Origin of the sequence: Melioribacter sp., assembly GCF_049325435.1 — a bacterium.
Taxonomy (GTDB): Bacteria; Bacteroidota; Ignavibacteria; order Ignavibacteriales; family Melioribacteraceae; genus Melioribacter; species Melioribacter roseus.
This window is the reverse complement of sequence record NZ_JBMOLD010000017.1, coordinates 1-16,952: the sequence shown is the minus strand read 5'-3', so window position 1 is coordinate 16,952 and position 16,952 is coordinate 1. Positions and strand designations below refer to the sequence as shown.

The window sequence follows — 16,952 nt, the reverse complement described above, 5'->3', positions numbered from 1 at the left end:
TTTTTATAATAAGATGAGGATGATATCATGAAAAAAATACGCTCATTTGTTTTATCGCTGGCATTTGTATTCGTTGCTTTTTCGCTCTATGCTCAGGAGATGCCCGTTGACGCTGCTAAAGCATATAATGAAGGAAATAAATTTCTTAAAGCAGGCAATTACGAAAATGCTATAAAAAAATACCAGGAAGCTCTCCAGACTTCTCAGGATTACAGAATTTACTACCAGTTAGGAGTTGCATATAAAAAGCAAAACAAATTACCCGAAGCCGAAGAAGCTTTTCGCAAAACCGTAGAAATCAATCCTGAATTCAGTCTTGGTTATAATGGTTTGGGCGGTACGTATTTTATTGAAGGCAAGTATCAGGAGTCAGTAGAAGCCTTTAAAAAATTTGCGGAACTGACCACTAAAAAATCTCTTAAAGAAAAGGCTAATGATAATATCGCCCGCGCTTATGTTAAGTTAGCAGAAGAATCGAAGAAAGACGGCAATTATCAAAAAGCAATCGAGCAGCTTCAGGAAGCAATTAAATACAGCGAATTCGACGCGGCTTATGTTTTACTGGCAAATACTTATTACGAAAACGGCGATTATGAAGAAGCTATTAAAGCTGCCGACAAGGTTATCTCTATGAATTCAAAACTTAAAGGAGCGGCTTATTATTACAAAGGACTCGCTTTGAAACAAAAACAAGATACTGAAAAAGCCAAAGAATATTTCGAACTGGCCAAGAAGGATCCGCAATACAAAAAACTGGCTGAATACGAATTGAAATATATGAGGTAATTTTAGGTAAAAATTCCTGAAAAGTCGGCTCATCGAGCCGGCTTTTTTTTTATTTAAACAAGGAACGTAGCGGCCGGGCGCTTGTATAAAAAGCTGTATTATCATTATAGATAAATTATTGTTATTTTTTGAAATGACGTTATCGCTTTTTACTTCGAGGCATATTAAATAGTTCTTATAAAAAAATACGGGTTAAATGAAACGTAAAATAATTCTATTATCCTTAATGATTTTTTGCCTCGCCACTGTCAGGGCGCAGTCTTTGAACGAAATTTTTGATAAAGCCGCTGAGCTGTACAATCAAAAAAATTATTCCGATTCTTACCGTTACTACTCAATAATCATCCGTTCCGAAGGCGCAAACGCAGGGACTAAAGCCGCAGCTTTGTACTATGCCGGAGAAAGTTTAATCAATACATCGGATTATTCGGCGGCTGCGACTCAGTTCGAAACTCTGATTTCCGATTATCCCTTTTCAAATTATCATGAGTTATCGCTTCTGCGTCTCGGCGAAATTTATTACAATTCAGGAACTTATCGGAAGTGCAGGGAACGGCTTTTTTATTTCCTAGAAAAATATCCCGGAAGCGCTCATTTGGGAACCGCATATTTCTGGCTCGCCGCATCGTACGCGGCGGAAAATAAATATTACGAAGCGGAAGAATACTTCAACTTGAGCATATCGAATGCTACTACGAACAAATATCTGGTAGACGCAATTTATTCTTTAGGCGCCGTTTACGAAAAATTGGGCGATTACCAGGAAGCTATTTCAAATTACGACGAGCTTTTATCATATTACGGAGACAGCGATCTGGCGCCCTTGGCGCAGATGCGTATAGGCGTCTGCTATTTTAAGATAGGCGATTACACTACAACTACTCTCGAACTGAGCAATCCCATTCTCGAAAAACTGAGCGATAAATCGAGGATAGAGAAAGATTATTATCTGTCCAACGCTTTTATGAGATTGGGCGAATACGATAAAGCGGAAAAATTAATGTCTAAACTGGTTGTTTCCGATATATCGGAAGATACCCGGAGAAAAATTACTTACAACCTCGGATGGATTAAATTTCAGCACAAAGACTACGAGGGCGCATACGAAATTTTCAGCAGTCTAAATAGAACAAGCAACGACACGATTTCGGTTTACGCCTTATTCTGGAGCGCCGAATCAAAGAGATATATGAACGATCGGGAAGAAGCAGATCGTCTCTACCGGGAATTCATCGAAAATTATCCGAATCACCCTCTGGCGTCAAAAGTAAATTTGAGTAAAGGCGCTTTGTTGTTCGAATCCGCTACTCAAAAAGACGCCGAATCGATTTTGAAACATGCGGCGGCTTCCGACGACTTAGAGACTAAAAGCCGGGCTCTTACTCTGCTCGGAGAACTTAAATTAAAAGAAAAAAAATACGCCGAGGCTAGAAATTATTTCAGCGAAGCATTGAGCGTTAATAATAGTTATAACGAGCCGTACAAACGCGCAAAATTGGGGAAGGGAATATCGGAATTTTATCTGAATAAGTACCGCGACGCTCTAAACGATCTTACGTTTTTATATAATAAATTCAGAGATTTCGAAAAAGACAAAGTAAATTTTTATATGGCCGAATCGTATCTTTTTTTGAGCGAATACGATAATGCCATTAAACATTATAACCTGGCTGCAAGCGACGATCGACTGTTGAATAAGCAGGTAATCCTGGGTAAAGCCTATGCTTACTTCAACAAAAAGGACTTTCCGAATTCCGTCTATTATTTTAACGATTATCTGAAAAAATACGGCAACGAGAAAATAAGCAAGGAAGTTAAATTGCGACTTGCAGACAGTTATTTCGGTATGAAAAATTTTGATAAAGCCAGCGCGATATACGAAGATTTATTTAAGAAAGAAAACGCAATAAGCAGCGCGCAAAATTATTATCAGTATTGCCAGGCTCTCTATAAAGCCGGTAAAACTGCGCAGGCGGTAATCGAATTTTCAAATTTGCAGAAGTTGTTTCCTTATTCTAATTATACTGACGACGCTCAATATGTTATCGGGTGGATTTATTTTCAGCAAAACCAGTACGACTGGGCTGTAGATAATTATTTGCGGCTTATCAGAAAATATCCGAATTCCGCGCTGATTCCGATTGCTTATTATTCAATCGGGGATTCTTACTACAACATGGGGCAGTACGATTCGGCTTTGATTTATTACGAAAAAGTTCTTAACGAGTATCCGAATACATCGTACATTATCGACGCAGTCAACGGCATACAATACTCCTACATTGCAAAAGACGAAATAGACAAAGCTGTTAAGATCATAGATGATTTTATAAAACGCTATCCGAATCAAAAATATAGCGACCAATTTTACCTTAAAAAGGGAGATATATTTTACAGCGTAGGCGAATACTATAAAGCCATAAACGCTTATTACGATTTTATAAATAGGTACCAGACGAGCGCTCTTTTAAAGAACGCGTATTATTGGCTGGGCAAAAGCGCCGTTAATATAAATAACGATACTTTAGCGATTGCGGCTTTTAATCAGGTTTTGAATTTATCGCTGACGTCGGATATCTCTGTTTCCGCCGCCCTTGAATTGTCCAATCTTTATTCGAAACAAAAACAATTTGACTCGGCTGTAGAAACGCTCAACAAAGTTATCGGCAAAACGGGCGAATCGAAAAGAATGCCGGAATTGCTCTTTGCGCGCGCGTTAATAGAAGTAAAGAGCAATAATTTGGAAAAGGCGTATCAAACTTTTGAAAGAGTAATTAACTATTACGACGGCACTCTGTTTGCAGATAAAGCCAAAGTAGAAACGGGGAAACTGGAGCTGAATCAAAAAAGATACGAGTCCGCCATACCGCTATTGAGAGAAGTTGCAGAAAAACGACTGGACGATATAGGCGCAGAAGCTCAATACTATCTGGGCTTATCCTACATGGAACAGGAACAATTTAACGAGGCTATCACAGCGTTCGTCCGCGTGCGATCTGTTTTTGCCGCCTATGACGATTGGTATACCAGATCTCTTCTCCGTCTGGGCGATTGCTATCTAAAATTAAACGATAAAAAATTAGCCAGAGAAATGTACAGGGCTGTTTTAAGAAGACACAACTCAGGCGAATATGCAGACGAAGCAAATAAAAAATTAAAACGATTATGAAACGAATTATCTTTTTATTATTGATCTTTTCCGCGGCGCTAATGGCTCAGGAAGAACAAAAGAGCATTGAATTGCCCGACTTTGTAATTACCGGAAGTCAGTCGATACAGATTCCGAAAGCCGAAAAAGTTAAGCCGGAATTGATTCCGATTATTTCCAAAGATTTTCTTCTGCCGAATTATTCGCCGGAGTTAATGCCTCTTTTAATTGAATCCGTTCCGGTAAAGCATATACCGGGAATAAGTGCAGATGATTATTATATCGGAAGATTGAATGTGGGCTTGGGTTTGTATACTTATCCGATCGGAGAATTGAATTTATCCGCTCCATTCGACAATTATTTGTTCGGTCTCGATATATGGGGCAAAAACATTAAGGAATATACGGATTATGCATATTTCAACACTTCGGGCGTCTCTTTGAAAAACGATTTCTTCGTGAGTCCGAATTCCGATTTCCTGCCCGGCACTTCCGTAGGTCTCGGCGGATTATACGAACGGTTTTCTTATAGGTATTTCGGAGCCGCAACCCCCGACTCCCTGAGTGAAAATGACTTGATGAATTTTAATTTTAGCGTACGGAATAAATTCATTCGCAAATTCAACTTCGACTTTGATTTTAACGGCAGACAATTCAGACATAACAATTTCGACCTGAACGAAAAGTTGTTCTCCGGGAAAGCCGAAATGTCCGTTAACTTTTCTCTTTTTTCTTTGGGCGGCGGCGCAAGTATAAAAAGGCAAATGACAGACCATACGAATATTAATTTCCGCGAAAATTTTTATTCCTTTACCGGTTTTATAAAATTATATTCATTGTCCGACCTAATTGTAACAGGCGGAATTACGTACAGTTCCGACGAAGATAATTCATCTTTATATCCGTTTGTGGCGTTGAATTACAAAATTGACGAAGGTCTCTCGGCGTACGCCGAATATAAACCTCGAGTCGAATTTGTCGACCTCTATTCCCTTTACAAACAAAATCCGTATTTGAAAAATAATTTCATCGGCAACATCTTTCTTAAGAACAAATCGGCTTTCAAAGCGGGCATCAATTACGGAATTACGGATATTCTTACGGCAGGCGTCTGGACAGAATATAAGGCGTCCGATAATTACTACTATTTTCTCGACAATGAGCAAACGGGCTTTTACAACCTCATTACGGAAAATGATGTTAAAACATATTCCGGCGGTGTTGAGTTAATATTGAAATCTCAGATTCCGGGTTATCTCAATCTCAAAGCAGGCTACTATAAAATTAAGAACTCCGCAGGTATGATAATTCCGTTTCAGCCGGAAATTAGATTCGACGCGACATACATGAAAGAAATTACAAATAATTTTAACATTGTCTTGTCATATAGATTTATGAAGGGAGCTTATACCGATTTAACCAATACGGATATTCTTCCGGACTACCATAATTTGTCGTTTAAAATAGAATATAAAATGTTTGATAATTTATATTTCTGGACAGATTTTCAAAACATCCTGAATAAAAGTAATTTTGTGTATCCGAATTATCGGGAAAAGTCGTTTGATCTGATAGGGGGTGCAACTTACAGATGGTAAAAGAGGATTTGTTATGACTATTGACGAATTGAAAAAGAAAATATCAAGTACTCTGGGCGTTTCCTCGAGTGAAACCGAACTGGCTTTTACGATTTTTGTTAAGAAGCTTGCCGAGCAGCTTGCACCCGGATTGACAATCAAAGTTCCCGGAGTTGGTTTCTTTCAATTGAAGAAAAATGACGCGGAGGACAAAGCGGATGAAATTCTTTTTTCTCCCTTGAGAGAAAGTTTATCCGACAAAGTTACGTTCGTTTCTATCGAGACGCCTCTGAATTTTTACGAAGAGCCCTCAGAGGACACTGAGACATTCAGTATCGGAGTCGGCAAACCGGTACTCCCTATCGGCGAAGAAGCAGAGCAGGACGCCGAAGCGTCTTTTATAGTATTCAAAAAATTAATTGAAGAGCGTACGAACGACCTCCTCTCCGAATCGGAACGGATACCCGATGCCAATATTTGGGACGAGTATTATAAAAGTGAAAAATCCGAGCCGAAATCTGACCTTAAAACGGAATTATCGGAACTAACCGCCGACCTTCATTTTGACGAAGATCAGGTTTCCGAAGACATAGTTAATAATATAATCGACGATCGGGACACCGATGCTAATGCCGAAGATACGGAAGAGGAAGGCGATTTAACTCCAAGTAAATTGCTGGAAGATTACGAAACGTTCGAAACTACCGAATTGACCGAGAGGGAAGAAAATGCCGACGAAAACGAAGATGAATTCGGTCTGGAATATTTGCTAGAAAATCTGGACTCTGAGGCGGCTGAAGGAAATCCCGACAACGAGGAAATTCCCGAGGCGAAAGATACTGGCGAATTAGAAATAAAGGACGAAAAAGCGCATGATGAGATTGCGGAAAAAGTTGATGGAGAAGTCGATCTGAGCGAAACCGTTGATGAAACTCCGGAAGAACAGAATGAAGAAGCGGGAACGGACGAAGAAGAAACGCAGAATATGCTGGAAGATGAAGACGAGGATAATAAAGGAAAAGATGAAACCGCGGAAATAGAAATTGAATTGGGTAAACATCGCAAAAAGGATTTGGAAGACTTTGAAGAACGAATCGAGGTTGAAGATACGCACGAGACGGTGGACGTAGATGTCGAAGACGAAGACGAATTCCTGGGACTCAGAAAAAAAATACAGGAAAATACCGAGTGGAATTGGGGCGATGAATTGAAAGAGGAACTTGAAAATTATGACGACACGGAATTTGAGGAAGAAATGGAAGATGTGCGTGATGAAGATATTCTCAAATCGCCTCGACCCGTTTCCGAAAATCTGTTTGAAAAACTGGAAACCACTATAAAAGAAGAACTTCAGGAAGAAAGAATTTCCACAAAATATGAATTCGTCGAACAAAACGAAGAAAAACACTTTAACGCTTCTACTCGAAGCACATATGAAGAAGAACAGAAAATAGAGGATGAAGGTAAAACAGGATATTTTAAATACGGAATAATCGGTTTGTTCATTTTGATAATGTTTGTCGGTGTGATTTATCTGTTTTTCAACGGCGGCGAGAAAACTGAGCCTGAGATAAACGCCGGTCAACAGAACGCTTCTGTTGCGCAAGAACATAATAATTCCGAAATAGCGTCGCTGGCAGAAGAACAAAACGAAAATTTAATCGAAAATATACCTCCGGTAATCGAGGACGATTTCCCAAGGGTTGCAAAACTTGAGGATAAAACGAATAAATCCGCATCTTCAACTCCGGGACAAACCGTTAATAACGCCGGTTTGTATATAAATCCGGCTAACGACATACGCGTATTTAAAACCATTTTTACCGACGGTTCAAAATACTACGTACAGGCGTCGTCCTGGAGAAACGAAACCAAAGCGATTAACGAAGTGAGCAACTGGAAAAGGAAAGGGTATAACGCGTATATAATGAAAGTAAATATTCCCGAAAAAGGAGGGCTTTGGTTCAGAGTACGCGTCGGTCCTTTTGGAAGCGAATCGGAAGCGCGTAAATTTTACGAACAAAATTTTTAATAATCTAACGGAAGGCAGTTATGGATTTACTCTCAATTTTTTTGAAAGGCGGCTGGATTATGTATTTAATCCTGGCTTGCTCTTTGATTGCTGTTGCTATTATTATTGAAAAATTTATTGTCCTTAAAAAAGCAAAAGTAAATGTGGCCGCTTTTTTGGTAAGGATTAGAACCCTGCTGAAAAAGAAAGATATCGACGGCGCCATAGCGCTATGTATTGCCGAAAGAACTCCGGTCTCGAATATCGTAAAAAAAGGATTAAAAAAATACAGGCACGGACATCAACGCGTAGTTGAAGCAATCGAAAGCGCTGGCAGACAGGAAATAGCCAAGCTTGAAAAAGGTTTGCCAATTTTGGCGTCGATATCGGGTATAGCCCCTCTGCTCGGATTTTTGGGCACTGTTACCGGTATGATTACAGCATTCATGAAAATTCAGGAATTGCAGGGCTCGGCAAATCCGGCGGACCTTGCCGGAGGTATCTGGGAAGCTTTAATTACGACCGCATTCGGATTGATTGTGGGCATTCCCGCCTTGGCGTTTTACAATTATTTCGTAAGCGCAATAAGCAAACTGGTTATGGATATAGAACTGGTAACTACAGACGTCATCGATATTCTCGAAGATTCGGGTAAAGGCGCAATTGATGACGACGAGGAAATTAATATCTGAGGTTGAATATGAAATTTGAAACCAACAATAAACCTTTGAGCATTTTTGCATATTCCTCTCTAACGGATATAGTAATGCTCTTACTTATATTTTTCCTGCTTACGTCTCAATTCGTTATTCAAACGGGAGTGAAGATCAAATTACCTTCTGCAAAGAATAACGAACAGGTCGCTCCGGCAAAATTAATCGTTACAATTACGGAAGGAAATCAGAGCTTTTTGGGGGACGAAGAAATTTCGATAGAGAGAATTGCAGGCCGTCTCGATATGCTGAAAAGACAGACAAACGAAAGTAATCTCATAATAAGAGCCGATAAATCAGTCAATATCGATCTTATAATTAAAATAATCGATGCGGCTAAAGGCGTGGGCATCGATAAATTTACTATCGAGACAGAGAAAGCAGAGTATGAATGACAGGGTAAGGAAAAATTCTTATATAGCTTCCTTTTTGATACATGTCGTTATTATCGCTCTCTTTGCTTTTATTCATTTGCCTGTTAATTTCGAAGAGGAAGATTACGTAACCGTCGGGTTCGGTACGGGGACTTTTGCCGGCAGCAGAGGTCCCGTCACAAAAAACGAAGTAAAAGAAGAGCCCAAAAAACAAAAGGAAGAATCTAAAAAGGAAGAAAAAAAAGTTGAACTGCCAAAGACTAGCGCTGAAGATTCGGACAATATCGTAAAGAGAACGGATAAGAAGAAAGAAGAAACAAAGAAAGAAATTGACAATAATCGCGACGGTATCGAAGAAAATAAATTGAGCGGCACCGAAGCCATTGGCGAAGGGCTCGGAGGCTTCGGGTTTGAACTCGACTTCGGGGGAAAAGGAATCAGAAAAATTTACAGTTACATCCTGCCCGAATACCCCGAAGGAGTATCCAAAGAAATCGACGTTAAATTGAAATTTACCATTCTGCCCGACGGTACCGTGGGAAAAATTATTCCTCTTATTAAAGCGGACGCTAAACTCGAAATGGCGGCTATAAATTCTCTTCGTCAGTGGCGATTCGAGCCTCTCCCGCCAAATGCAAAACAAACCGAACAGACTGCAATAATTACATTTCCGTACCGGCTTCAGTAGCCTTTTGACCGTAGTAAAACCGGTAAAAAAAGAACTCTGCGATACTCAATAAAATTAATGAAATCGTATCGGCGTTCAATTCCAGACTTATACCTTCGGAATCGAAGAATATTTTTACAATGCTGCTCGAGATCGACCAGCCGACTGTAAATAATATAATTATCAACGCCACGTTCAGGAAAGCCGAGCCGATCGATTCTTCCTGATATTTAAGTGCAAAAATATAAGCGATAAAAATTAAATGGAGCGCCATTAACAATGCTGCCGTCATTCTTCGCTGTTCCCGACTCTGTTGTTGATTATTTGAGCGCCGGCAAGTCCGCCTATAGCTCCGAACAATGTATTGACTACAAAATTATTAATTAGCACCGAAAAAGTATAAAGAAATGAGAATCCGTTTGTAACTATGTCGTTGCGCAGATTTTGAAACATGCTGATAATCTCCGCCCTAATGGCTTCGCTAACGGGAAAATCGTTTATCATTTTTTGAAATTCCGGAAACGAAGCTACGATGTCGTTACTGCGCGTAATGTATGTAATCAAAATGTCGAAGGCCGAACCGAAAATCGCTGCGAACACTCCCGTCATAACTCCGATTATAAAGCCTCTCGACGCCGAAATCCTGCCGGTATCATGAGTGGATTTTCTGTCGAGTATAAGCGCCATATAAGCGGCAAACGGAACAATTATGCAGCAGGTTAATCCTTTGGCAAGCGGAACTATCGAAAGGACTCCGGCTCCGAATCCGCTTACTATCGCTGGTAAATGTTTTTTCATTTATTTCTGTTCTTCTTATTTAACGAGCTGTAAAAATATAAAAATATTATCGAACCGAAAAGAAAACCCGTAAACGCAGCGGTAATCTTTGAAAATTCTTTTATGCCGAGTAATACCAGGAGCCAGTCGATTGCAATCGGAGCGGATAATAGATAGAACGGCAAATTGGATTTAAGAAAAATTTTCCCGTAAAAAACGACGGCTAACGAGGCGATTAAAACTCCCGCATAAATACCGCTGCATCGCGCGCATACCATCATCGAATGACCGTCGATTATTATTGTCCTTTCCGGATTTTGATGGCATACCACAGAAAATGCCTTTTTAATAAAAGGCGTCAAGTACAAATAATCGGGTAAATTATAAATCCAAAATTCCGATAATATTAGGAGAAACCAAATTGAAATGCAGAAAATCAATATTAATCGGTAGACTAATTTCACTCTATTTGCGTATGTTGTAGACGTAAATTGTTTTGGATGTGAGGACGTATAATTTACGGTTGAACAAAATCGAGTCGGTAATCGGTTCTTCAAGTTCCGGCGAGAATTTATTTAAGGGTAGATTCAGTAAATCCCTGTTGTTGTACGCATAAAAGACGTTCTTTGAAGTGTTAATTGTTAATCCGGTCGACGTGGAATTGAGGTTTACGGGCTCGAACTCGAAACTCTTTTTTGTTATGTTATTGCCCCAAAGGTCGTAAATAAACAAGTTCGGTGAATCGAGAACGAAAATTTTATTGTCGATAATCGAAAAAGCTTTCGGATTCTCGAGCGCGAAATCTCCGGCGAGCATTCCGCCTATTTCCAGAAGGAACTGACCGTCGGAAGTAAATTTGAGGAGACGGCTATTGTCCGAATCGATAAGAAATACGTCGCCCTGATCGGATACGCTTACTGCGACCGGATGCCTGAACGGCTCGGATGAATAAGTCGACAGCGTTGTGATGTAATTCAGGTCTTTGTCGAAAATTTGAATCCTGTCGTTATACTTATCGGCGACATAAACGTTCAAAAGCGTCGAAAATACGTCTGCCGGGAAATCGAATGTGTAATTATCCCAGCCGTAACCGCCAATTACTTTTATAACCGCTCCAACGGAGTCGATCTTTATCAATTCATTGGTGGAAATGTCGACTATGTAGATTGCTCCCGAAGGATCGATCGAAAATGCCTGAGCCGACGTAAAATCGCCTATTGTGTGACTGAATACCGGATTTTGTGCCTTTGTCGATGTAAAAATGAAAAGTAAAAATGACATGTAAAAAAGTACTGAACCATATTTTAAGTCTGAAATTACCATTTTTATAATAGGCACGGATTATGTGAGTTTTTGTTTAATAAAAATAAATGAATTTAGTAAATTAAACCAGTAATAATTATTTATCTTACCGAGGAAAAAATGCAAAAATCATTTTTTATATTAATTGTAATTCTGTTGGTGTTTTCCTCATGTAAATTAAAAGAAGAATCCGACATTACGGGTCCCGGCGGCGGCGTTACGGAAAGTTTGAAAATCACTGCCCCCAACGGAGGCGAAGTTATTATTGAAGGCACATCGTATGAAATCAAGTGGAGCGGCACTACATCTTCGCTCCTTAACCTTTACTATTCGATAGATAACGGCGGCAAATGGGCTCCGATCGCCGACAGTATCCAGAATACCGGCGTGTATGTCTGGTTCCCGGTTCCCAGCCAGATATCGAGCCAATGCAAAGTTCGTATTACGAATATAGAAGAAACCGCTTTCGATGAAAGCGATACTACTTTCAGCATTATCAGAAGCAGTAACGAAAGTCTTAAAATTATTAGCCCTGTGGGCGGCGAAGAATGGGAAGCCGGCACTTCGAAGGAAATTAAATGGTACAGTACAGGCATCGATTCGGTAATAATTGAATACACTACCGATAACGGAAATCACTGGAATTATATTGCTACCGACAAAAAAAATACCGGTATTTTTTATTGGGAACCAGTGCCGAATACGCCTTCTACTTTGGCGAGAATTCGCATTAAAGACGCCGAAGACGGAAGTCCTTACGTCGAAAGCGACAATGTATTCTCGATTTTACCAGAGCCTCAGATAAAAGTGCTCGAGCCCAACGGCGGTGAAATTTGGCTTGCCGGTTCTACCCAGAAAATCGAATGGCTTTCTGAAAACATTAAGAATGTAAAAATCGCTTATACGATAAATAACGGATACGAGTGGATTACAATCGAAGATTCTATACCGAGCACGGGCTTTTACGAATGGGAAAATATACCCGACCTAAATTCGAAACTGTGTAAGATTAGAATCTACGACGCTCTCGACGGCGAGCCGTGGGACGTTTCGGACAACACATTCCAAATTACCAATCAGGTAAGTCAGGCAATCGAAATTACAAGTCCCAACGGAGGAGAAAGCTGGCAGGCGGGAACTGCTCAAAATATTACATGGTCTTCGGTTGGGATTAAAAATGTAAGTCTCGAATTCTCGGCTAATAACGGACTTACATGGGATGTAATTGCAGAGAACGTACCGAATTCCGGCGCATACGAATGGAACGTCCCGGATAAACTTTCGACTCAATGCCTTATCAGAATAAAAGATGCCGAAGACGGCAATCCCGTCGACCAGAGCAACAAGGTATTTAGGATTGTGCCCAAACCCAAAATCGAAGTTGTATATCCGAACGGAGGCGAAACGTGGACTGCGGGCGTGCTCGATACGATTCGATGGAATTCAATCGGCGTTGAAAACGTGACAATTATGTACAGTTCCAACAACGGGATTACCTGGGATCAACTGGTCGAAAAAACTCCTTCGAACGGTAAATATCCCGCTAGTTTTACCGTGCCTTCGAATCAATATAAAATCAGAATATTCGACTACGATAACGGGTCGCCGATTGACGAAAGCGACGGTACTTTCATTGTATTGTCCGAACCGAATATAACGGTATTAACGCCTAACGGCGGCGAAGAGTGGTACGCCGGATCGAGCGATAATATTATATGGAAATCGACAAATATAGAAAACGTGAAAATTGAATATTCGATTAATAACGGCGCTTCATGGAAGACTATAGTCGAAAGCGCTCCCAGTACCGGATTCTTTGCATGGAATAATATTCCTGACGTAAACTCGCTGTTATGTAAAATAAGGATAAGCGACGCCGACGACGGGATTCCGGCAGATGTCTCGGACGATGTATTCTCGATTACTAATAAAGGAAATCAATTAATTCAGGTAACGAGCCCCAACGGCGGAGAATCGTTGACTGCCGGAGGAAGTTACAATATTAAATGGAACGCCGCGGGTATTGAAAACGTAAAAATCGAGTACACATTTAATAACGGAATTAGCTGGAATACAATCGTAGAAAGCACTCCCAGTACCGGGTTTTATAACTGGAGTAAAATACCGAATACTACATCGACAAATTGTAAAATTCGCATAAGCGACGCTGAAGACGGCAGTCCGAGCGACGAAAGCGACGCTTTCTTTAATATTGAACCCGAACCGTATATTCAGGTGCTCGAACCGAATGGAGGAGAAAGTCTTTTCTACGGAACGCCGGTAGAAATTAGATGGGCTTCTGAAAATGTTAGATATGTTAAAATCGAATATACTATAAACGGAGGCGCTGACTGGGTAACAATAGTTAATTCTGTCGAAAGTATTGGTACTTATGTCTGGAACACCGTTCCGAATACAAATTCATTGCAGTGCAGGATAAAAATTAGCGACGCTACCGACGGAGTGCCTTTCGACGTCTCCGACAATAATTTCCAGATATCTAATCAAATTACACAAACAATGAGAGTAATATCGCCCAACGGCGGAGAAAAATGGCAGTCGGGCACATCACAAAATATCCAGTGGGATTCAAAAGCTGTTACTAATGTGGATATTGAATATACAATTAACAACGGATTAACATGGACGCCGATAGTCTCAAATTATCCGAGTTCGGGTTCGTACGAGTGGAATCCGGTTCCAAACGTAAATTCTACTCAATGCAAAGTCAGAATTAAAGACAGTCAGGACGGAACTCCGGTTGACGAAAGCAACAGTACATTTTCCATTCAACCGAGTCAGAGTATCGAAGTGATTTATCCCACTTCAGGAGTAGAAATTTTGTCGGGTCAGAAGTTTAAGATTCAATGGAGATCTCAGGGAATAGAATACGTCAGGATTGAATTTAATCCGTATAATACTACCAGCGAACTGGATTGGAAAGTACTGGTTGACAGCGTCTCGGGCGCTGACGAAGGAGGCGGAATCCGCTCTTATGAAGCGAGCTTTTCGATTGTATCCGATAATTACGTCATAAGAATAAGCGACGCCGCAGATAGATCGCCTCTTGATTACAGCGACGGCGTTTTCAAAGTAAAAGAACCGCCGACTATTAAGATCCTTGTGCCAAACGGCGGAGAGCAATGGCTTACGAGTAAATATAATGTTAGCGCCACCGACTATCAGAACTACCATCCCTATGAAATAAGATGGAACGCAAATAATATAAAGAAAGTTAAGATCGAATGGTCGACTAACGGCGGCGGCACTTGGTATACGGTGCCGGGAGCGGAGAGCACGGATAACGACGGCAGCTTTATCTGGGCGCCCGGCAGGCTTGATTCGCCTCGACCCGACAGTTCAGATAATTGCAAAATCAGGATATCGTCTGCAGACCCGGGCATTACGGCAAGCGACGTTACCGACGGTTATTTCTCGATTAGAGAAAGTAAAATGATAAGAGTAGAATTCCCGAGCGATGAAACCGAATACTTTACGACAGATAATCCCGACCGTTATCCGATGGATATTAGGTGGACATCTTATGCCGTAACTTCAGTTGATATTTATTACAGTCTCGACAATGGAGTTACCTGGACGCTGCTTGTATCAAACCATCAGTCGACGGGAGCCTACGAATGGTTCTATCCTTATGATGCTGTTACAGGACCGTTCTCTACATTGGGACGTATCAAGATTGTAGATCACGACAATCCAAATATTTGGGATGTAAACGACGTTCCGTTCTGGCTCAATAAGCGCCAGGGACAGGGAAATTAAAATAAAATCCCCCGTTTTCGGGGGATTTTTATTTGTATAGAAGATTCCGAATTTATAAATTTGACATGCTGATTTTGCCCCGTGGTGTAATGGGAACACGCTTGACTCTGGATCAAGAATTCAAGGTTCGAATCCTTGCGGGGCAGCAAAATCTTACCAAGAGTTATCCGAGTTTTTAACAATCACATCAATTCTACCTGGTATTTAGCAAGAGTTGAGAATATAAATTTTGTATGCCCGGATACGTAGGATTTATTCTTATCAGTTGTTCTGTAAGTTCTTTTGCCTTGTTGTATTCTTGGTTTAATGCATATGCTCCAGCTAAATTGTACATAACCTGCTGGTCGTTCGGATTGTATGAATGAGATTCTTCGAGATATTTAATCGATTCCTTTATATTACCGTCGCTCAACATAATTTGACCAATCCATTTAGTTGAAAATGCGTCAGGTTTAAGACTGTAATGAAGAGTTAGTATTTCCAGCGCTTCGCGGAATTTATTCTGTTTGAGGAAATCGACAGCAATGGTTTCCAGCAATATGTAGTTACTTTTAATGTACGGATATTCATAAATTAACGAACCAATGTGATTTACAAATTTTTTAACGTCGCCTGCATTTAAAAAATGCCTGGCGGTTAAATCCTGCGCTTCCGCCCATGTCAGTTTATTTGCTACTACTTTGTATGCAACCGAATCTATGAAAGTATGAGGCTTCAAGAGCTCTTTATAGCTTAATTTTTTATTTGTTTTATTATACGGCCAGTCATTCTTAAGTATCTTAATCCTGTAAACTGCTATAGTCGAATCGAGCTCGGAGAAAAAAAAGTTTGCGCGTGTTATGCTGTCTTGTATTTCTAACGGGTATTTGGGAGTCCCTTCAGGCAGCAGTTTTAAATGTGCAATTCGTTCGTAAAATAATTTACCTATTAATTGCTGCCCTTCAAGAGTGGGATGCAGATGATCCGTCATTAAATTATCGCCAATAATTTTCATGGGCGAGGAGCTAGCCAGCAGAGAGTCTGAATCAATGTAAGATACGTTATATTTTTTCGCTAGGTCGATTATTATACCGTTTAATTCTTCAGGAGCTCTGAAGCGCAAAGCGTCCAGATCTTTGGCATATCTGAATAACGAATCTGCACTTTTAAAATTCGAATATCTCGCTCTCTCAACAGCTAAAGTAAATATGCTATCCGCTCTGGGCAATCCATTCGCTTCCGTTGATATAAATGGCGGCTGGTCTTTCAAATTCGAAGCTACGGTCGATACAATTAGAGGAATGTTATTTGACTTAGTTTGTCTTATTATCTTTTCTAGATTATTGCTGAATTGACGCAATCCCTCTTTATATTTTTCCGAATTAAACGGGATTACTTTTTCTTTTGCCATTTGCGACATTAAAGTGCCGCTGTTTATTGCTTTTTTATTGAATATTAATTTTGAAACTTGTTTAATGATATCCCTGATTAACTGAGTCGTTTTGAATTTATTCAAAAAGATTAATATATCTGCGCTAAAGGTTGTGCTTCCGAAGCTTTCTAAAGAACCGACTCCAAGCGCGCCGTAATATTCATTATGACCTGCGTAAATTAAAATTAAGTCGGGTTGCTGTTTCACCACTTCGCCAATAAAATCCTTGATTGTATACGAATTCACGGCCGTTAAACTTAAATTAATAACTTCTATTTCTTTATGCGGATAATTTAATTCGAGTCTACGTCTCAAGTATCTCGAATAAGAACCCATCGGCATATAAGGATAACCTGCCGCGCTGCTGCCTCCCAATACGAATATTCTGTATGTACTGTCGGTTTTT

13 protein-coding genes and 1 tRNA gene are annotated in these 16,952 nt (G+C 40.2%); 9 read left to right on the top strand and 5 right to left on the bottom strand.

What is annotated here, in order from left to right; all coding sequences use genetic code 11:
• Positions 1–27: 27 nt before the first annotated feature.
• From ACOYVE_RS12975 to ACOYVE_RS12945, 7 genes are all read left to right on the top strand, one after another.
• Positions 28–786, top strand: a complete 759-nt coding sequence (locus ACOYVE_RS12975) for a tetratricopeptide repeat protein (protein WP_014856656.1) — start codon at positions 28–30, stop codon at positions 784–786.
• 196 nt (positions 787–982) lie between these two features.
• A complete protein-coding gene (locus tag ACOYVE_RS12970) occupies positions 983–3,955 on the top strand; it encodes a tetratricopeptide repeat protein (RefSeq protein WP_422882309.1) in 2,973 nt (990 codons plus the stop codon).
• On the top strand, positions 3,952–5,532 hold the full coding sequence (locus tag ACOYVE_RS12965; protein WP_422882308.1) for a hypothetical protein: 1,581 nt from the start codon (positions 3,952–3,954) through the stop codon (positions 5,530–5,532). Before ACOYVE_RS12970 ends, ACOYVE_RS12965 begins: the two co-directional genes overlap by 4 nt.
• Positions 5,533–5,545: 13 nt before the next feature.
• On the top strand, positions 5,546–7,543 hold the full coding sequence (locus ACOYVE_RS12960; RefSeq protein WP_422882307.1) for an SPOR domain-containing protein: 1,998 nt from the start codon (positions 5,546–5,548) through the stop codon (positions 7,541–7,543).
• 20 nt (positions 7,544–7,563) lie between these two features.
• Positions 7,564–8,214: a MotA/TolQ/ExbB proton channel family protein gene (locus ACOYVE_RS12955; RefSeq protein ID WP_014856661.1), complete on the top strand. Its 651-nt coding sequence runs from the start codon at positions 7,564–7,566 to the stop codon at positions 8,212–8,214.
• Positions 8,215–8,222: 8 nt separating this feature from the next.
• Entirely contained in the window at positions 8,223–8,630 is a 408-nt protein-coding gene (locus tag ACOYVE_RS12950) for an ExbD/TolR family protein (protein ID WP_014856662.1), read from the top strand.
• A complete protein-coding gene (locus ACOYVE_RS12945; protein WP_014856663.1) occupies positions 8,623–9,297 on the top strand; it encodes an energy transducer TonB in 675 nt (224 codons plus the stop codon). The genes ACOYVE_RS12950 and ACOYVE_RS12945 overlap by 8 nt, the downstream gene beginning before the upstream one ends.
• Here the strand turns inward: ACOYVE_RS12945 and ACOYVE_RS12940 are convergent.
• The 4 genes from ACOYVE_RS12940 to ACOYVE_RS12925 all read right to left on the bottom strand — a co-directional run bounded on the left by ACOYVE_RS12940 (position 9,272) and on the right by ACOYVE_RS12925 (position 11,334).
• Complete coding sequence (locus ACOYVE_RS12940) at positions 9,272–9,568, bottom strand: hypothetical protein (RefSeq protein WP_014856664.1); 297 nt, start codon at positions 9,566–9,568, stop codon at positions 9,272–9,274. The genes ACOYVE_RS12945 and ACOYVE_RS12940 overlap by 26 nt on opposite strands.
• Entirely contained in the window at positions 9,565–10,074 is a 510-nt protein-coding gene (locus ACOYVE_RS12935) for a DUF4199 family protein (protein ID WP_014856665.1), read from the bottom strand. The genes ACOYVE_RS12940 and ACOYVE_RS12935 overlap by 4 nt, the downstream gene beginning before the upstream one ends.
• Positions 10,071–10,385, bottom strand: a complete 315-nt coding sequence (locus ACOYVE_RS12930; RefSeq protein WP_157867383.1) for a DUF2085 domain-containing protein — start codon at positions 10,383–10,385, stop codon at positions 10,071–10,073. The genes ACOYVE_RS12935 and ACOYVE_RS12930 overlap by 4 nt, the downstream gene beginning before the upstream one ends.
• Positions 10,386–10,518: 133 nt before the next feature.
• Positions 10,519–11,334 carry an NHL repeat-containing protein gene (locus ACOYVE_RS12925; protein WP_014856667.1) on the bottom strand — a complete coding sequence of 272 codons (816 nt, stop codon included), beginning with the start codon at positions 11,332–11,334 and terminating at the stop codon, positions 10,519–10,521.
• A 141-nt stretch (positions 11,335–11,475) separates the two neighbouring features.
• On the opposite strand from ACOYVE_RS12925, the gene ACOYVE_RS12920 reads away from it, so the two are divergent.
• Together ACOYVE_RS12920 and ACOYVE_RS12915 are read left to right on the top strand one after the other, a co-directional pair.
• Entirely contained in the window at positions 11,476–15,135 is a 3,660-nt protein-coding gene (locus ACOYVE_RS12920; protein ID WP_422882305.1) for a Ser-Thr-rich GPI-anchored membrane family protein, read from the top strand.
• Positions 15,136–15,210: 75 nt separating this feature from the next.
• Positions 15,211–15,281, top strand: a tRNA-Gln gene (locus ACOYVE_RS12915).
• A 47-nt stretch (positions 15,282–15,328) separates the two neighbouring features.
• Here the strand turns inward: ACOYVE_RS12915 and ACOYVE_RS12910 are convergent.
• A partial coding sequence (locus ACOYVE_RS12910; protein ID WP_422882303.1) for a GDSL-type esterase/lipase family protein occupies positions 15,329–16,952 on the bottom strand: 1,624 nt, incomplete at its 5' end.